This is a genomic window from Caulobacter sp. 602-2 (genome assembly GCF_011043625.1).
Classification (GTDB): domain Bacteria; phylum Pseudomonadota; class Alphaproteobacteria; order Caulobacterales; family Caulobacteraceae; genus Caulobacter.
The window spans coordinates 93,272-109,255 of record NZ_JAAKGT010000013.1 but is presented as its reverse complement, the minus strand read 5'-3'; the positions used below and the strand labels follow the sequence as shown (position 1 = coordinate 109,255).

Annotated in this window: 14 protein-coding genes and 1 tRNA gene; 6 read left to right on the top strand and 9 right to left on the bottom strand. The window is 69.2% G+C overall.

Features of this window, described 5'->3' with window-relative positions; translation table 11 throughout:
* Nucleotides 1-529: 529 nt before the first annotated feature.
* The 4 genes from G5B46_RS21160 to G5B46_RS21145 form a co-directional block, all read right to left on the bottom strand.
* Nucleotides 530-2,788 (bottom strand): TonB-dependent receptor, encoded by a 2,259-nt coding sequence (locus tag G5B46_RS21160; RefSeq protein WP_165262155.1) that lies wholly within the window; start codon nt 2,786-2,788, stop codon nt 530-532.
* Nucleotides 2,789-3,138: 350 nt separating this feature from the next.
* A tRNA-Thr gene (locus G5B46_RS21155) sits at nt 3,139-3,213 on the bottom strand.
* 87 nt (nt 3,214-3,300) lie between these two features.
* Nucleotides 3,301-4,080: a thioesterase family protein gene (locus G5B46_RS21150; RefSeq protein ID WP_346764958.1), complete on the bottom strand. Its 780-nt coding sequence runs from the start codon at nt 4,078-4,080 to the stop codon at nt 3,301-3,303.
* A 63-nt stretch (nt 4,081-4,143) separates the two neighbouring features.
* Nucleotides 4,144-4,548, bottom strand: a complete 405-nt coding sequence (locus G5B46_RS21145; protein ID WP_165262151.1) for a VOC family protein — start codon at nt 4,546-4,548, stop codon at nt 4,144-4,146.
* A 96-nt stretch (nt 4,549-4,644) separates the two neighbouring features.
* Between G5B46_RS21145 and pcaF the strand changes: the two genes are divergently transcribed.
* The gene (pcaF, locus tag G5B46_RS21140; RefSeq protein WP_165262149.1) at nt 4,645-5,841 is read left to right on the top strand and encodes a 3-oxoadipyl-CoA thiolase; all 1,197 of its coding nucleotides are present in this window, start codon (nt 4,645-4,647) and stop codon (nt 5,839-5,841) included.
* A 175-nt stretch (nt 5,842-6,016) separates the two neighbouring features.
* Here the strand turns inward: pcaF and G5B46_RS21135 are convergent, their stop codons facing one another.
* From G5B46_RS21135 to fliL, 5 genes are read right to left on the bottom strand one after another with little or no spacing between them, the layout of a single operon-like run.
* Nucleotides 6,017-8,890, bottom strand: coding sequence for an endoglucanase (locus G5B46_RS21135; protein WP_165262147.1), 2,874 nt, complete (start codon nt 8,888-8,890; stop codon nt 6,017-6,019).
* 18 nt (nt 8,891-8,908) lie between these two features.
* Nucleotides 8,909-9,691 (bottom strand): MotE family protein, encoded by a 783-nt coding sequence (locus G5B46_RS21130; RefSeq protein WP_165262145.1) that lies wholly within the window; start codon nt 9,689-9,691, stop codon nt 8,909-8,911.
* A complete protein-coding gene (locus G5B46_RS21125) occupies nt 9,688-10,302 on the bottom strand; it encodes a DUF6468 domain-containing protein (RefSeq protein WP_165262143.1) in 615 nt (204 codons plus the stop codon). Before G5B46_RS21125 ends, G5B46_RS21130 begins: the two co-directional genes overlap by 4 nt.
* A complete protein-coding gene (gene fliM / locus G5B46_RS21120; protein WP_058349208.1) occupies nt 10,299-11,453 on the bottom strand; it encodes a flagellar motor switch protein FliM in 1,155 nt (384 codons plus the stop codon). Before fliM ends, G5B46_RS21125 begins: the two co-directional genes overlap by 4 nt.
* A gap of 27 nt (nt 11,454-11,480) precedes the next feature.
* Nucleotides 11,481-12,095 (bottom strand): flagellar basal body-associated protein FliL, encoded by a 615-nt coding sequence (gene fliL / locus G5B46_RS21115; RefSeq protein ID WP_165262141.1) that lies wholly within the window; start codon nt 12,093-12,095, stop codon nt 11,481-11,483.
* Nucleotides 12,096-12,317: 222 nt separating this feature from the next.
* Between fliL and flgF the strand changes: the two genes are divergently transcribed.
* From flgF to G5B46_RS21090, 5 genes are all read left to right on the top strand, one after another.
* Entirely contained in the window at nt 12,318-13,055 is a 738-nt protein-coding gene (flgF, locus tag G5B46_RS21110) for a flagellar basal-body rod protein FlgF (protein WP_109099099.1), read from the top strand.
* Nucleotides 13,056-13,068: 13 nt separating this feature from the next.
* Nucleotides 13,069-13,857, top strand: coding sequence for a flagellar basal-body rod protein FlgG (gene flgG / locus G5B46_RS21105; RefSeq protein ID WP_101712695.1), 789 nt, complete (start codon nt 13,069-13,071; stop codon nt 13,855-13,857).
* A gap of 4 nt (nt 13,858-13,861) precedes the next feature.
* Complete coding sequence (gene flgA / locus G5B46_RS21100) at nt 13,862-14,623, top strand: flagellar basal body P-ring formation chaperone FlgA (RefSeq protein ID WP_165262139.1); 762 nt, start codon at nt 13,862-13,864, stop codon at nt 14,621-14,623.
* Nucleotides 14,624-14,640: 17 nt separating this feature from the next.
* Complete coding sequence (flgH, locus tag G5B46_RS21095; RefSeq protein WP_116567427.1) at nt 14,641-15,372, top strand: flagellar basal body L-ring protein FlgH; 732 nt, start codon at nt 14,641-14,643, stop codon at nt 15,370-15,372.
* 140 nt (nt 15,373-15,512) lie between these two features.
* Nucleotides 15,513-15,974: a hypothetical protein gene (locus tag G5B46_RS21090; protein WP_165262137.1), complete on the top strand. Its 462-nt coding sequence runs from the start codon at nt 15,513-15,515 to the stop codon at nt 15,972-15,974.
* Nucleotides 15,975-15,984: the final 10 nt, after the last annotated feature.

Below are 15,984 nucleotides of genomic sequence, written 5' to 3'. Positions count from 1 at the left end.
AAAACCGGGGAGCGGCCCCACCGTTTAGCGCCCGGTGTCGGCGGAGGCGGCTATTTAAACCAGCGCCTCATTTTGTCAAACTCTATTTTCAACTTTCTTTTCCGAACCGCCCCGCCTCCGAGGAGGCCGAACCGCTCCGCGGCGCCGAATGGACTTCAGCGCCTCGGAAAGAAAAGAGAGCTTCGAATGAGCCCCCGAAGCGGCGGGCCGCGTCGGGAGGGCGGTGTTTATGCGGGAGCCCATTTTGAGTCAAGCGCACTGCAACGCGCTTTGACGATTTTCTTCGCAAACCGCCCGAAAAGCCCGCCGCATATGGGTGGCGGAAGTCCCCTCCCCTCGCCCGTGAACAGGCGCGGGACGGCGAGACGACTGAACAGGAGCTGGAAAATCGGGTCATCCGCCGGCCTCGGCGGGAATCGGCCGTCGAAACGACGCCGCTTCGGCGCGTCGCTCGCGCCGGAAATCATCGTCCGGGACGAATCCCGGATCCCCGGCGGCGCTTCGAAAAGCGCCGCCGGGACCGTCAGTCTTAGAATCGCTTCGTCACCTGCACGCCGTAGGTGCGCGGCTCGTTGACGAAGGCCGTCAGGTTGTTGAAGTCGATCGCGCCGATGACATTGGCCTCATCGGTCAGGTTGCGGACGTAGACCGCCGCTTCCAGGCCCTTGGCCGGGCTGCGCCAGCCGGCGCGGGCGCCGCCCTCGAAGCTGGTGTCCTGCATGAACTCGACCGACTCGTAGAGGAACAGGTTGAAGTCCTTCTGCAGGACCCAGTCCGTCGAGGCGAAGAGCTCGGTCCCGTTGCTCAGGCCATGCACGTAGTTCAGCGTGATGTTGGCCGTGTACTTGGGCGCCTGCGGGAACGGGTTGCCGTCGATGTTGGCGCGGCGCGTCGTCCCCACCGTCACGATCGGATCGGTCACGGTGCAGTTGGCGCCGCAGAAGGCGACCAGCAGGTCCTTGTCCTTGATCTCGGTGTGATTGTAGGCGAACCCGCCGGCCAGGCTGAAGCCGGCGCCCAGATAGACGTCGCCGTCGATCTCGAGGCCGTAGCCCACGCCCTTGTCGGCGTTGATCAGCTGGTTGAAGTTGCCCTCGCCGCCGATGGCCGTGAACTGCGGGTCGGAGACCTCGTAGTAGTAGGCCGTGGCGTTCAGGCGCGCGCGGCCTTCCCACAGGCGCGACTTCAGGCCGGCCTCGTACGACATCACGGTTTCCGAATTGGCGGCCGTGATCAGGTCGGACGAGGTGATGCGGCCCTGCAGCGAGGGACCGCGATAGCCCTTGGCCACGCGGGCGAAGACGTTGAGGTCGCCATTGACCTCATAGAGGGCGCTCAGATCCCAGCTGACCTGCTCGTCGCCGACCGAGCGACGCACGTCGAACAGCGGACGGGCCGTGCTGGTGCTGCCGGTGGGAATGATCCGGTCGCCCTGGAAGTCGCGGCTGTCTTCGGTGTAGCGCAGGCCGCCGGTGATCTTCAGGGCGTCGGTGACCTTGTAGTTGGCCTGGCCGAACACCGACCACGACTCCGAGCGCTGGACGACGTCGCCGATCACGGTCGGCGCCAGGCCGCCCGTGCCGTTGAAGGTGCCCGAGACGAGGTTGAAACGCTCGTCCCAGAAGAACGCGCCGACCTGCCAGCCGAAGCGGCCGTCGCCGTTCGAGGCCAGACGCACTTCGATGGTCTTCTGGTCCAGGTCGCTCGACAGGGTGCCGGTCTCGGAGTTGAACGGCGTCTTGTAGGGCGCGGTCGCCGCGGCCGAGGCCACGCCGCCATCGATGTCGCCGTCGCCCGACGAGCGGCCCTGATAGGCGCTGACCACGCCGGTCAGGGTGACCGGGCCGAAGTCATAGGCCGCCTGCAGGCTCTGCGAGGTGGTGTGCTGCTTCTGCGGGTTGTTGCGGCCGCCGTCGTAATAGACCGTGTCGCGGTCGAAGTTGCCGTTCAGCTCGTTGGAGCCCTTGGTCAGCACGTTGGCGCGGTTCAGCGTGCCCGTGCCGATGTAGTCGCGAGCCTGCAGGGTCAGCAGGGTCGACAGGCGCTCGGTCGGCTTGAAGGCCACGTGCACGCGGGCGGCGACGTCGTCAAAGCCGCCCAGGTCGTCGCCGTCGCCGGCGAACGAGGGATTGTAGGCGTTGTTGACCCAGTCGTCCCGGTGGTTCCACAGGCCCGCCACGCGCACCGACAGGGTGTCGCTGACCGGGATGGAGACGCCGGTCTCGGCGCGCACCGCGCCCAGGTTGCCGTAGGCCAGCGAGCCGAAGCCGCCGAAGTCGTCCGAAGGCTTGGCGGTGTCGATCTTGACCACGCCGGCCGGGGTGTTGCGGCCGAACAGCGTGCCCTGCGGGCCGCGCAGCACTTCAAGCTGCTCGACGTCGAACAGCGGGAAGCCCTTCAGGAAGACGTTTTCCAGCACCACGTCGTCGAGCACCACCGACACCGGCTGCGAGGCGTTGAAGTCGAAGTCCACATTGCCCAGGCCGCGGATGTAGAAGCGCGGGGCGTAGCGGCCGTTGGAGCTTTCGATCTGCAGGCTGGGCACGCGGGCCGACAGCGACAGCACGTCGCCGCCGCCGGCGGAGACCGCCGCCAGGGTCTTGCCGCCCAGGGCGGTCACGGCGAACGGCACGTCGCGGATGTTTTCGCTGCGGCGCTGGGCGGTGACGACGATCTCTTCGGTGATCGTGGCGTCGGCCGCCGGCGCCTGCTGGGCCAGGGCCGGAGCGCTGGCGAGCAGCGCAAGCCCGCTCACCGACAGAGCAAGCCAAGTGTGGCGATGGTTCATAGGTCTATCCCCTGTAATTTATAGGGGCGCTGCCTACGCCGCGACGTTACGCCAGCGCCATAAAAAACCGGCGCTATTGCTTGAATTTTTCACGACAACTGGACGTTGCCTAAAGAGGCTCCAGCTTGCACGCTGCATTTACTGGAGAAACCAGAGAAAGAATAACAGCAATATATGATCTTATTCCGCATCCATGGCGCAGCGATCTGGCCCGCCTGACCGGCAAGTAAGACATGACTTACCCGAACAACGATCCGTGAACGAACAAATACGGACGAAAGGCGCAGACGCGGCGTCGCCTTTGCGGGCGCCGGAGCAACCGATCCTGGACCTTCGAAGGGAGGGAGACGTGGTGCCGGTTGAGGGGATTGAACCCCCGACCTTCGGTTTACAAAACCGCTGCTCTACCGCTGAGCTAAACCGGCGCGCCGACGCATGTTCGCGAACGGGCGTTCTCCTTAGCCGCAGTCGACGGGGCGAGGCAATGCCCCCGCCCTTCGCCCCGGCAAGCTTCAGAGAAACACGGCCACCGTCTGGCGGGCGGCGATCAGCGGGGTTCCGTCCCGGCTCCACAGGGTCATGGCCTGGGCCGAATAGCCCTCGCGGATCGTCTCGGCCCGGCTGCTCATCAGTCGCCAGCCGTCGTCGTCGGGCGCATCGCCCAGCACGTCCATCGACCAGGTCATGGTCGAGATGGGCGCGAACTGGTCGAACACCGACAGGGCCGGCGGCGGCAACGCGTCGGCCAGGGCGACCATGGCCGCCAGCGAGCGGGCGGCCGCGTCGCGGTGACGGATCCACACCAGGAAGTCGGGCGGCCCGCCGCTCAAGGGCCGTCCGCCAGCCACGTAGCGGAACTCGAACTGGCGGGCGAAAGCGGGACCGGCCCCTTCGGGGATGAACAGCTCGCAGGCCTCGGGCGCGGGCGCGGCCGGCGCCGGCAGGTCGAGGTGATCGAGCCTGGAGGCGCGCTCGGCGCCGAAGGTCAACGTGCCGCGCGTGGCCAGGCCGCCCTCCCCCGTCAGGTCGACGCTGGCGAACAGCGCCGACTTGCCTTGGCGCAGCACCTCCACCTTTGCAGACAATTCGCCGGCCGCCGGGCCGACGAAGGCGAACTGGGCCGAACGCAGCGGCGGGGCCTGCGGCAGGCGGCGCGCGGCGGCTTCCAGGCACAGGGCCGCCGACAGGCCGCCATAGGTGGTGCGCCCCTGCTTCCAGTCGTCGCCCACGGTCGCGACCACCGTCTCGCCATCGATCCGCAGGGCGTCGATCAGTTCGCTGTAGCTGGGCACGGTGCTTGGTCTCCCACGCCTGGAGCGGCGCGCGACCGACATAGTCCTAATTCGAAACTGACGTCAATCTTCCCCGACGTTCAGTTGCCAGGACACGCCGAAGCGGTCCGACACCCACGCGAACCAGGGGCTGAACCCATAGTTTCCAGGCGGCATCAGCACCCCGCCGCCCTCGCCCAGCACCCCGGCCAGGCGATCGACCTCGGCCGCCGAGGCGCAGGTGACGAAGAACGAGAACGACGGCGTGAAGGTGAAAGCGTGCTTGATGAAGCTGTCGCTGCACATCACGCTCTGGCCGCCGATCGTGAAGCGGGCCGTCTTGATCGTACCCTGCGGCCCCGGGCCGGCAGGACCGTAGAGCTCGACCTCCTCGACCACGCTGCCTGGAAAAACCGAGACGTAGAAGTCCAGCGCGTCGGGGCCGACGCCGTCCTGGAACATCAGGAAGGGCTGCACGGTTGGGCTCATGCCCCCAGCCTAGTCCCCTACCCGCTCGTCGCAAGCGCATTGCGCTTCCCGCAAACGTTCGTTTGAATGTGCGCCGAACGCCGCCCCGGAGCCGCCATGACCGCCTATATCTGCGACGCCATCCGCACCCCGTTCGGCCGCTATGGCGGCGCGCTGGCCAAGGTGCGCGCCGACGACCTGGCGGCGATCCCGCTGAAGGCGCTGATGGCGCGCAACCCTGGCCTCGACTGGAGCGCGGTGGACGAGGTGGTCTACGGCAGCGCCAACCAGGCCGGCGAGGACAACCGCAATGTCGCGCGCATGGCCCTGCTGCTGGCGGGCCTGCCGCAGACCGTGCCCGGCGTCACCGTCAACCGGCTGTGCGCCTCGGGGCTGGAAGCCGTCGGCTACGCCGCCCGCGCCATCCTTTCGGGCCAGGCCGACCTGGTCATCGCCGGCGGCGTCGAGAGCATGAGCCGCGCGCCCTTCGTGATGGGCAAGGCCGACAGCGCCTTTTCCCGCAACGCCGAGATCTTCGACACCACGATCGGCTGGCGCTTCGTCAATCCGGCGATGCGCGCGGCCTATGGCGTCGATTCCATGCCCGAGACCGCCGAGAACGTCGCGACCGATTACGCCATCAGCCGCGCCGACCAGGACGCCTTCGCCCTGCGCAGCCAGCAGCGGGCGGCCGCCGCCATCAAGGCCGGCTTCTTCGACGGCGAGATCGCCCCGGTCGAGATCCCCGGCAAGGGCGGCCCCACGATCGTCGATCGCGACGAGCACCCGCGCGAGACCACGCTGGAGGCCCTGGCCAAGCTGAAGCCGATCGTCCGCGAGGGCGGCACGATCACCGCCGGCAACGCCTCGGGCGTCAACGACGGCGCCGCCGCCATCGTCCTGGCCTCGGAAGACGCGGTGAAGCGCCACGGCCTGACGCCTCGCGCCCGGGTGCTGGGCTACGCCACGGCCGGCGTCGCCCCGCGCGTCATGGGGATCGGTCCCGTGCCCGCCACCCAGCGCCTGCTGGCGCGCACCGGCCTCTCGATCGGCGACTTCGACGTGGTGGAGCTGAACGAGGCCTTCGCCGCCCAGGGCCTGGCGGTGCTGCGGCAGCTGGGCCTGCCCGACGACGGCGCGCACGTGAACCCCAACGGCGGGGCGATCGCACTGGGCCACCCGCTCGGCGCCTCGGGCGCGCGCCTGGCCCTGACGGCGCTGCGGCAGCTGGAGGCCGCCGGCGGCAAGCGGGCATTGGCGACGCTGTGCATCGGCGTGGGGCAAGGCGCGGCGCTGGCGATCGAGACCGTCTGATCCCTCTCCCCTTGCGGAAGAGGGTGGCCTCCGAAGGAGGTCGGGTGAGGGGTCGATAGGCCGGCCAGCTGCGACCGAGGCCCAGGCCGGGTGAAGTGCTCGAGATCTGAGAGACCCCTCATCCGTCGGCTAGCGCCGACACCTTCTCCCAAAAGGGGAGAAGGAAGGCCCGGTCCTAGACCTTCGGCGTCGCGGCCGCGCGGAAGCGGTCCTTCATCTTGGCCACCCAGCCGTTGAACACCTCGTTCTCGGCGGTCACGCGGCCAAAGTCGCTGCTGGAGGCCACGCCGTCGACGCCGGCCAGGGCCACCCGCAGGCCTTCGGGATTGCGGGCCGTGCCGATGAGGTTGGTGTAGCGCGTGCGCAGGCGGCCCAGCGAGGCGTCGTCGTCCGACAGGCTGAAGGCCACGGCGGCCCGCATCAGCTTGGCCTCGTCCGACGGCGACAGGCCGGCCGCGTTCTTGAAGCGGTCGCCCAGCGCGGCCTCGTACAGCTTGCCGGCCAGGGCCCAGTTGCGTTGCTTCCAGGCGATGTCGCCGCGGATGTCCTGGGCGTCCTTGCCCTTGTCGCCCTCGATCACCTCCAGGGCGTCGTCGTAGCGGCCCAGGGTCATCAGGGCGCGGGCGGTGGCCAGGCGGCGCTCGCTGTTGAGGGCCGGCGGCAGGATGGTGGTGCGGGTGTTGTTGATCGCCGCCAGCGCGTCCTCGGGCTTGCGGTCCATCAGGTAGATCCAGGCCAGGTCCGTGGCCACCTGGGCCTTGGGCACGCCGTTCAGGCGGTTGTCGACCTGGTACTTGAGCAGCTTGGCCGCCTCGTCCAGCAGGTCGACGTCAACCAGCCGGCGCACGAGGTTGCGGACCATCTGGTCGCCGTCGGCGCCGATCGGCGTCAGGTCCTGATAGTCGTAGAACAGGCCCACGGCCTGGATCGGCTGCATACCGTCGGCCAGGCCGTCGAGGAACAGGGTGCGGAAGGCGCCGTAGAGATCGTTCTGCAGAGCCACCGCCTGCGGCAGGTCCGGCAGCACCTTGTTGGCCGAGCGCAGCACTTCCAGCGCCTCGCGATAGCGGCCCTGGTCGATGTAGAGCTTGCCCAGCGCCCGCACGACGTCCAGTTCGACGCCGTCGCCGCGCCAGCGGAAGCGCAGCTGGTCCAGCGTCCTGGCGGCCTCGGCCGGCGAAATCTGGTTCTTCTCCAGGCGGATCTGGGTGGCGTGCAGCACGGCGGGCGTGGCGATGCGGTCGTTCGGCGCCTTGCCGATCGCCTGGAACATCTTCAGCGCCTTGTCCTTGCGCCCTTGCAGCTCGAAGGCCTTGGCCAGGGTCAGGCGCAGGTCCAACTGGTCGACGATCGGCAGCTTGGGCAGCTTCAGGGCCTGGTTGACCAGACGCTCGGCGCCGACCCCGTCGCCCGTGGCCGCGGCCGACTCGGCCTGGGCGCCCAGGAAGCGGGCCTGCCACACGGCCGGGAACAGGTTCATGGCCTGGGCGCCGCCTGCGAACTTGTTGCGGGCGTCCACCCACTGGCCCTGCTTGTAGGCGACATAGCCGCGCCATAGGGCGCTGGACGGGTCGTCCGACAGCACGGGCGAGGAGAAATCGGCCTCGGCCTCGGCCCAGCGGCCGGCCATGGCCTTGGCCGCGCCGCGCAGGCCGCGGAACTCGGCGTCGCCCAGCAGGCCCTGCTGCTTGCGGGCCGCGGCGTTCAGCACGCCGATCGCCTCGAACGACAGGTTCGAGCCGACCAGGAAACGGGCCAGGGCCATGCGGGCGGCGATGTCGCCCTGGCGGTCGGCCGGATCGACGGCGGCCACGGCCGCCTGCAGGGCGTTGTAGCGGGCCAGGAAGCCGCCCGAGCCGGTCTTGGGCCAGTGCTCCAGGTCGATGACAGCGGGCATGGCCGCCGGCTGCGGCGCGCCGGTCACGATCTCGGCTGCGCCCCCGCCGGCCCCGGCCGGCGACAGCACCAGGCCCTTGGGTCGGCCGATGCGGACGATGTCGCCCTCGGTCAGGATCTGCACGTCGCTGGCGAAGGCTTCGACGGCCAGACCCTGCGCCGACGGCAGCAGGGCCATCTCCACATACTCGCGGCGCGAGGCCAGCCCCTTGGAGGGGGCCAGGGCCGGGACCACGCCGATGCGGTCGCCCACGGCCGGATCGCTGACCCACACGGGACGGGCCGCGCCGGCCAGGTTGGCCGACAGGCTGGCGGGGGTGGCGGCTTCGTCGCGGGCCACCTTCACCGGATCGGGCTCGCGCTGCAGGCCGGCCCCCAGGGCCACGGTCCAGCTGTTGCCCTGCCCCTCGGCATAGACCGGCACGCCGGGCTTGGCCGAGATGCGCAGGGCCGAATAGTCGGCGCCGCGGAAGACCTGGATCTTGGTGTGGCTGGGCCCGGTCTGCGGCGTGCGGCCAAGGTCCAGGCGAACGGGCGCGTCGAACACCACCCAGACCGCCTCGCCGCGCTTGAACACGGCGGCCGCGGCCGGCGCGGCCCAGGTGGTCACGAACTGGGTCTGGCCGTCGGCCTTGTTGTAGGTCACGGCCACCACGCCGCTGGCGGGCGCGGGATTGGGACGGCGGGGATCGCGCGGAACGGGCGCGGGCGTCGCGGTCGCCGCGGCGGGCGCTCCGGCCTGCGGCGGCTTGGCGAAGACGTTGACGAAGTCGATGCCGTCGGCGCGCCCGACCCGCAGGTCGGCGTCGTCGGTCAGGGTCAGGACCAGTTCCAGCGCGCCGCCGACATGGCGGGCCTCGACCGTCTTCACCCAACGCGGCGGGGCGATGCGAAGGCTGGCCAGATTGGGATTGGCGTCGCGGCCGAAGCGCAGGATCGCCTGCTGGCCCTCGCGGCGCATCTTCATCACCGGAACGCGTCCGCTCCAGCGGAACTCCAGGCGCGAGAAGTCGGGGGCCTGGGCGACGCGAACGACCAGATCGCCCTGCACGGCCTGGGCCGCGGCGGGCGCGGCCGCCAGAACCGTGGGCGCGACGACGCCGGCGATGCAGATCGCCGCAACGCTCGCCTTCAACGCCCCCCGCAGGTTCATGAGCCCCCCAGCTTCCCCTTAGCCGGCCTTTTTCGGCGCGCCGGCGCCGGCCAGGGCCGGAGCCGCGGCCTGCTGGCCGCCGGCGGCGGGCGCCGCGGCGTTCTCGGCCACGGCGGCCTTGCCCTTGGCGATGGCGTCGCCCGAGAAGCGGCTGGCCAGGCGCTCGGTCAGCACCTTGGCGTCGGCGGGCGCCATGTTGGCCAGGATCATGGCCAGCGTCCGCTCCTTCATCTTCGCGGCGATCGGCAGGCGCACGCTGTCTTCCAGCACCGTCAGGCGCACGGCCGCATCCTTGGGCTTCATGGCCGAGAACACGGTGACCATGCGGTCGACCTCGGCGGCCTTCTGGCTGTCGGCCTGGCCCAGCAGGCCCTGGATCTCGCCCTTCATGCCGTTGAGGGTCTTCATCTTGGCGTCGAGCTTGGCCTCGGCGGCGGCCAGCAACTGCAGCTGGACGTCGATGTCCTGCTCGCGCTGGTCCAGCTGGCCGCGACGCTGGCCCAGGCTCTGCAGCACGCGCAGTTCGGCCGGCGACAGGCCCGCTTCCTTGGCAAGGTCCGTGGCCGACGGCGCGCAGATGCGCGGCGGGGCGGCCTTGGCGGCGGCGTCGCTCGACGCGCTCTCGGCCGAGGCGGCTTCCTCGCCCTTGGCGTCCTTCTTCTCGGCCTTGGCGCCCTCGGCGAAGGCCTTCGCCCCGCTCAGCAGGTCGGGAACCGACTTGGCGCCGGCCAGGGCGTTGACCGCCAGGACGCCGACGACGGCGACGCCGACGATCGGCAGGATGCGGGGAACGTTCTTCATCGACGGTCTCTGAATGGCGATCCGGGCCGCGACGCGGGGTCGGGGCCGTCGAACAGGTCATCATCCACCCGAGCCCGTGAACGGGGCGTTTCACGCGCGGGCGTGGGCGACGAAATAGGCGAGGAATTGGCGGCCGTCGCGGGACGCGAGGTCGCAGGGCCGGCGCCGCGGGCGCGAGCCTCGCGCTCCAGCATGGCTTCGAAGTCCTGTGCGTTCAGGCGGCGACCGCCGGCCGGGGCGGCTTCGGGCGCCGGCGGCGCGGCGAAATCACGCGGATCGCGGGCCGGACGCTGCGCCGGCTCGGGACGGGCCTCGATGCGCGGCGCGGCGGCGGCGCGGGTCATGCGCTCGTCCAGCTGCAGCGCCAGGGCCTTGGCCTTCTCGATGCGGTCGGCCAGGTATTCGGAAGCCTCGTCGGTCGCCGCGCGCAGGTCGGCCAGGCCCTGTTCGGCGCGCTGGGCGGCGTTGTCCAGGTCGGCCACGGCCTTGGCGAAGCCGCTCTGGGCGTCGCGCAGCGCCTTCAGCTTGCGCTCCAGGCGCCAGCCGAAGACCAGCGCCACCATCAGCAGCACCGCCAGAAGAACCTGCAGGGCGACCGAGATCAGGCTCATTTCAGTTTCTGAACCGCCTTCTTCGCCGCGGGCGTCAGCGGGGCGTCGGCCCGGATGGCGATGGAATGGTTACGGCGGCCCATCCGGCCGCGGGTAAGCGGAATCGACCCCGCCCGCAACTCCACCAGACTGTCGGGCGTGGCGTTCAGCATCAACGTGTCGCCGACCTGCAGGTTCAGCACCTTGGAAAGCGGCAGCTGCTGCTCGTCGAGCACGGCGCGCACCTCCATCTGGGTGGTCCAGAGCTCGGTGGCCAAGTGGCCTTCCCAGATGTTGTCGCGGCCGAACTTCTCACCCATGAACTGCTGCAGCAGCATCTTCCGGATGGGTTCCAGCGTGGCGTAGGGCAGCAGCAGCTCGATGCGGCCGCCGCGGTCTTCCATGTCGATCCGCAGCTTCACCAGGATCGCGGCGTTGGCCGGACGGGCGATGGCGGCGAAGCGCGGGTTGGTCTCCAGGCGGTCCAGGGTGAACGACACCGGATGCAGCGGCTCGAAGGCGGCCTTGGCGTCGTTCAGCACCACCTCGACCATCCGCTGCACCAGCACGCGTTCGATGGTGGTGTAGGGACGGCCCTCGATACGCATGGCCGCGGTGCCGCGACGGCCGCCCAGCAGCACGTCGACGATCGAGTAGATCAGGTTGGAGTCGACCGTCAGCAGGCCGTAGTTGTCCAGCTCCTCGGCCCGGAACACCGCCAGGATCGCCGGCAGCGGGATCGAGTTCAGGTAGTCGCCGAAGCGGATCGAGCTGATGTTGTCGAGGCTGACTTCGACGTTGTCGGAGGTGAAGTTGCGCAGGGACGTCGTCATCAACCGCACCAGGCGGTCGAAGACGATTTCCAGCATCGGCAGGCGCTCGTACGAGACCAGCGCCGAGTTGATGATGGCGCGGATGCCCGTGCGGTCGTCGCCGCCGTCGCCCGACAGGTCGAAGCCCAGCAGGCTGTCGATCTCGTCCTGGTTCAGGATCCGCTCGGATCCCATGCCGTCGCCGCCGCCGTCGTCCCAGCCGGCCATGCCGGCCATGCCGCCGCTGAAGTCGCCGAAGCTGTTGTTCAGCTCGCCGCCGCCCGAGGCGTCGAAGGTCCCCGGGGGGTTCTCCGCCGCCCATTGGGCCATCGCGGCCTGATCGTCGATCTCGTCTGCCATGATGGTTCGCCTCAGCCGGCCCGAAGGCTAGTTGATCAGCATCTCCTCGATCAGGACGGCGTTCACTTTCGAAGGCGCGGCCACCAGGTTCACCCGGCGCAGCAGCTCGGCGCGCAGCTGGTAGCTGCCCTGGCTGCCGGCCAGGTCCTCGGGACGCAGCTCGCGCAGGAAGGTCTGGAACATGTCGGTCAGGCGCGGAAGGTTGGGCGTCAGCGCCTCGGCCGTCTCCTCGTCGGGCAGCTCGAAGGTCAGCTTCAGCTTCAGGAAGGTCGACTTGCCGTCGGCCGACTGCATGTTCACGACGATGTCGGGCAGGGTGTAGAACACCACGCCGTCGGGGCCTTCCTTGACGACCGGCGCGCCGGCGCCGCCCTCGGCGGTCTTGGCGCCCTCGCCGCCCTCTTCCTTCTTCTTTTCCTTTTTCTTTTCCTTCTTCTCCTCGCCGTGGCCAGCTTCGCCCTCGGCGGCCGGCTTGGGCTTGAGCATGAAGAACGCAGCGGCCCCGCCGCCGCCCAGAACGAGCACGCCTGCGGCCGCCGCGATCAGGATGATCGGCGGCTTCTTCTTGGCGGGAGCTTCACCCTCGGCCGCGCCCTCTTCGCCTTCCGGGGCGGGAGCTTCCTTGGGGGGTTTCTTGGCCACGCGCAGGTTCCTTGAAATCTATGACCCGTACTCATGCGCGAGCATGGTTAACGATCTCTTTTGAAGGCCATTTGGTCGCAGGTCGAATCTGCCCGGCGGACTTCTGCAAAGCGCCAGCGTTAACCACCCTCCCCGCTGATTTTATTGCGATTTTCGAGTTGGCACGCGGCTTGCTTGCAGGGTTGCGGCGCATTTGTCGCGCCAAACTGCGAGTTAATCGTCATGGACAACGCGCTGTATGTGGGCCTTTCGCGGCAGATGACGCTCCGTCGTGAGCTGGACATCGTCGCGAACAACATCGCCAACGCGAACACCACCGGCTTCAAGGTCGAGGACCTGATGGTCCGCACCGAACCGGCCAAGCCCGCGCGCACCGCGGGCGGCCCGGCGCCGATCAAGTTCGTGCTGGACGACGGCGTGGTCCGCGACTTCACGCCCGGCGCCCTGAACCAGACGGGCGGGACCTTCGACCTGGCCATCGAGAACCAGGGGTTCTTCAAGGTCTCGACCGGCGAAGGCGAGCGCTACACCCGTGACGGCCGCTTCACCACCAACCCCGAAGGCGTCCTGACCACCCAGGAAGGCGCTCCGGTGCTGGACGACGGCGGCGGTCAGATCACCATCGACCCGGAACTTGGCCCCGTCAGCATCGGCCGTGACGGCATCGTCACCCAGGGCCAGGTGCGGGTGGGCAAGATCGGCGTCGCCCGCTTCTCCGACCTCGCCTCGCTGCGCAAGGACGGCGACAACCTCTATCGCAACGTCGGCAACGAGACCCCGCAGTCCGCCACCGACGCGATCATCCACCAAGGCATGCTGGAGGGGTCGAACGTCCAGCCCATCCAGCAGATCACCAAGCTCATCGAGGTCAGCCGCGCCTACGAGAGCATCGCCAAGATGATGGACCAGACCGCCGAACTCTCGCGCTCCGCCGTCGAGCGCATGGGCAAGGTCCAGTAAGGGATAACGAACAATGCAAGCTCTGCGCACCGCCGCGACCGGCATGTCGGCCCAACAGCTGAACGTCGAGGTCATCTCGAACAACATCGCCAACATGAACACCGTCGGCTTCAAGCGCCAACGGGCCGAGTTCCAGGACCTGCTGTACCAGACGATCGAGCGCGCCGGCGCCCAGTCGTCGAGCGACGGCAACGTGGTCCCGACCGGCGTTCAGGTCGGCGGCGGCGTCAAGGCCGGCTCGGTGTACCGCATCACCGAGCAGGGCACGCCGACCATGACCAACAACCCGCTGGACGTGGCCATCCAGGGCAAGGGCTACCTGCAGATCCTGCTGCCCTCGGGCGAGACCGCCTACACCCGCGCCGGCAACTTCTCGACCAACGACCAGGGCCAGATCGTCACCGAGGACGGCTACCTGGTCCAGCCGGGCATCACCATTCCCGAGAACGCCACCGGCATCACCATCGGCAAGACCGGCCTGGTGCAGGTCAATCTCGACGGCCAGACCGACGCCCAGACGGTGGGCCAGATCGAACTGGCCAACTTCATGAACGAAGGCGGCCTCGAGGCCATCGGCGACAACCTCTACCTGGAGACCGGCGCGTCCGGCGCGGCCAACATCGCCGCCCCCGGCCAGCCCGGCTTCGGCACCCTGCTGCAGAACTACACCGAAGCCTCGAACGTCGACGCCGTCAGCGAAATCACCTCGCTGATCGTCGCCCAGCGCGCCTACGAGATGAACTCCAAGGTCATCACCACGGCCGACCAGATGCTCCAGGCCACCTCGAACCTGCGGTCGTAAGCTCATGAAAACCCTGCTTCTCGCCGCCGCCGCCCTGCTGATCGCCGCCCCGGCCGCCTTCGCCGGCCAGCCGGTCAGCCTGCGCCAGGACACCACCGACGCCGACGGCGTCATCACGCTGGGCGAACTGTTCGACGGCGCCGGCTCGGCCGGTTCGATCGTCGTTGGCCGCCGCCTTGGTCCCAGCGCCGTGCTCGACGCCGCCCAGGTGCAGATGACCGCTCGCCGCGCCGGCCTCGAGTGGGCCAATCCGCAGGGCCTGCGCCGCATCATCATCCGCCAGGGCGCCGAAGGCGGCGGCCAGCTGGCCGGCGCTTCGGCCGCCGCTCCGCGCGGCAACGTGGAGGTTCTTGCCTACGCCCGCAGCCTGGCGGCCGGCGAGACCGTGCAGCCGCAGGATCTGGTCTGGATCAAGGTCGCCTCGGCGCCCTTCGACGCCCCGTCCGACGCCGACGCCATGATCGGCATGACCACCAAGCGCCCGCTGCGCGAGGGTTCCGCCGCCTCGATGCGCGACGTCGCCGCCGCCCAGGTCATCGCCAAGGGCGATGTTGTCGCAGTCACCTACGACTACGCCGGCGTGGCCCTCACCTTGCAAGGCAAGGCCATGAGCGCCGCCGCCGTCGGAGAAGCCGTCAGCGTGCAGAACACCGCCAGCAAGAAGATCATCGAAGCGGTGGCCACCGGCCCCGGTTCGGCCGCCGTCGGCCCCGAGGCGCAAGCCCTCAAGGCCCGTTCCAATTCCGTGCGCTACGCCGCCCGCTAAGAGAGCAAGAGACACCCATGCGCCCCGCCGCCTTCGTCGCCCTCGCCCTGCTCGCCCCGATCGCCGCCTGCTCGACCGTCACCGAAGCGGTGAAGGGCCCCGAACTGGCTCCCGTCGGCTATCCCGCCTCGCTCGCTCCCATGGCCCCGACCTATGTCTCGGCCCGTGAACCGGCCCCGCAGGCCGCCTCGGCCAACTCGCTGTGGCGCGTCGGCGCCCGCGCCTTCTTCAACGACCAGCGCGCCAGCCGCGTCGGCGACATCGTCACCGTGCTGATCGAGATCGACGACAGCGTCAGCACCTCCAACACCAGCAAGTCCTCGCGCACCTCGACGGGCAACGCCGGGGTCAGCAACTTCTTCGGCCTGGAATCCAGCCTGGGCAAGGTTCTGCCGGGCGGTTTCGACCCGGCCAACGCCGTGGGCACCAACTCGGCCTTCTCCAATTCGGGCGCCGGCAGCGTCAGCCGCTCGGAGAAGATCAACCTGACGGTCGCCGCGATCGTCGCCCAGGTCATGCCCAACGGCAACATGGTCATCCAGGGCACCCAGGAAGTGAAGACCAACAACGAACTGCGCCAGCTGACCGTGGCCGGCATCGTTCGCCCCGAAGACATCTCCTCGGCCAACACCATCAAGCACACCCAGATCGCCGAAGCCCGCATCAACTACGGCGGCCGCGGCGACATCAGCCGCGTGCAGAAGACCCCGGCCGGCCAGTCGCTGGTCGAGAAGTTCTCGCCGTTCTGATGATCTAGGGGTCGTTCCGGACAGGTCCGGACGACAGCGTACAATCGCCCCTCCTCCGCCGCCCCCAGGGTGAGCGGAGGCAGACCGGCAGAAACCGCCTAGGCGGCGAGGCGTTCTCCTGACGAAGGAGATCCGCCGCCATGTCTTCCCGCCTCGTCGCCGCCGCACTGCTCGCCGCCCTCGGGCTGGCCGGCTGCGCGCACGAGCAGGCGGCAAATCCCGCCTATGCCTGGGCCTATCTCAACGAGCCCGGCGAAGGTCCGAAACTGGCCTACGGCCGCCCCTCCAGCGACGAGGTGCTGCTGATGCTGGTCTGCCCCGCGCCGGGCGGGCCGGTCGAGGTCTCGGCCAGCGGGCTGGAAGGCGGAACCATAGGGCTGACCAGCCGCGACCGGACGTCGCACCTGGCCGCCAGAACCGTCGATGGCGGTGGAACCGGGAGCCTGTTGCTGGCCTCGGCGACCACGCGCGACCCTGCACTAGGCAATTTTCGCCGCACCGGCGATCTGGCAATCGTTAACGGCGACAAGCGCCACAGCATCGCCGCCAAGGCCGACGAGCGCCGCCGCGTGAAGGCGTTCTTCGAGGCATGCGGGGCTTAGGCCGGGCTTT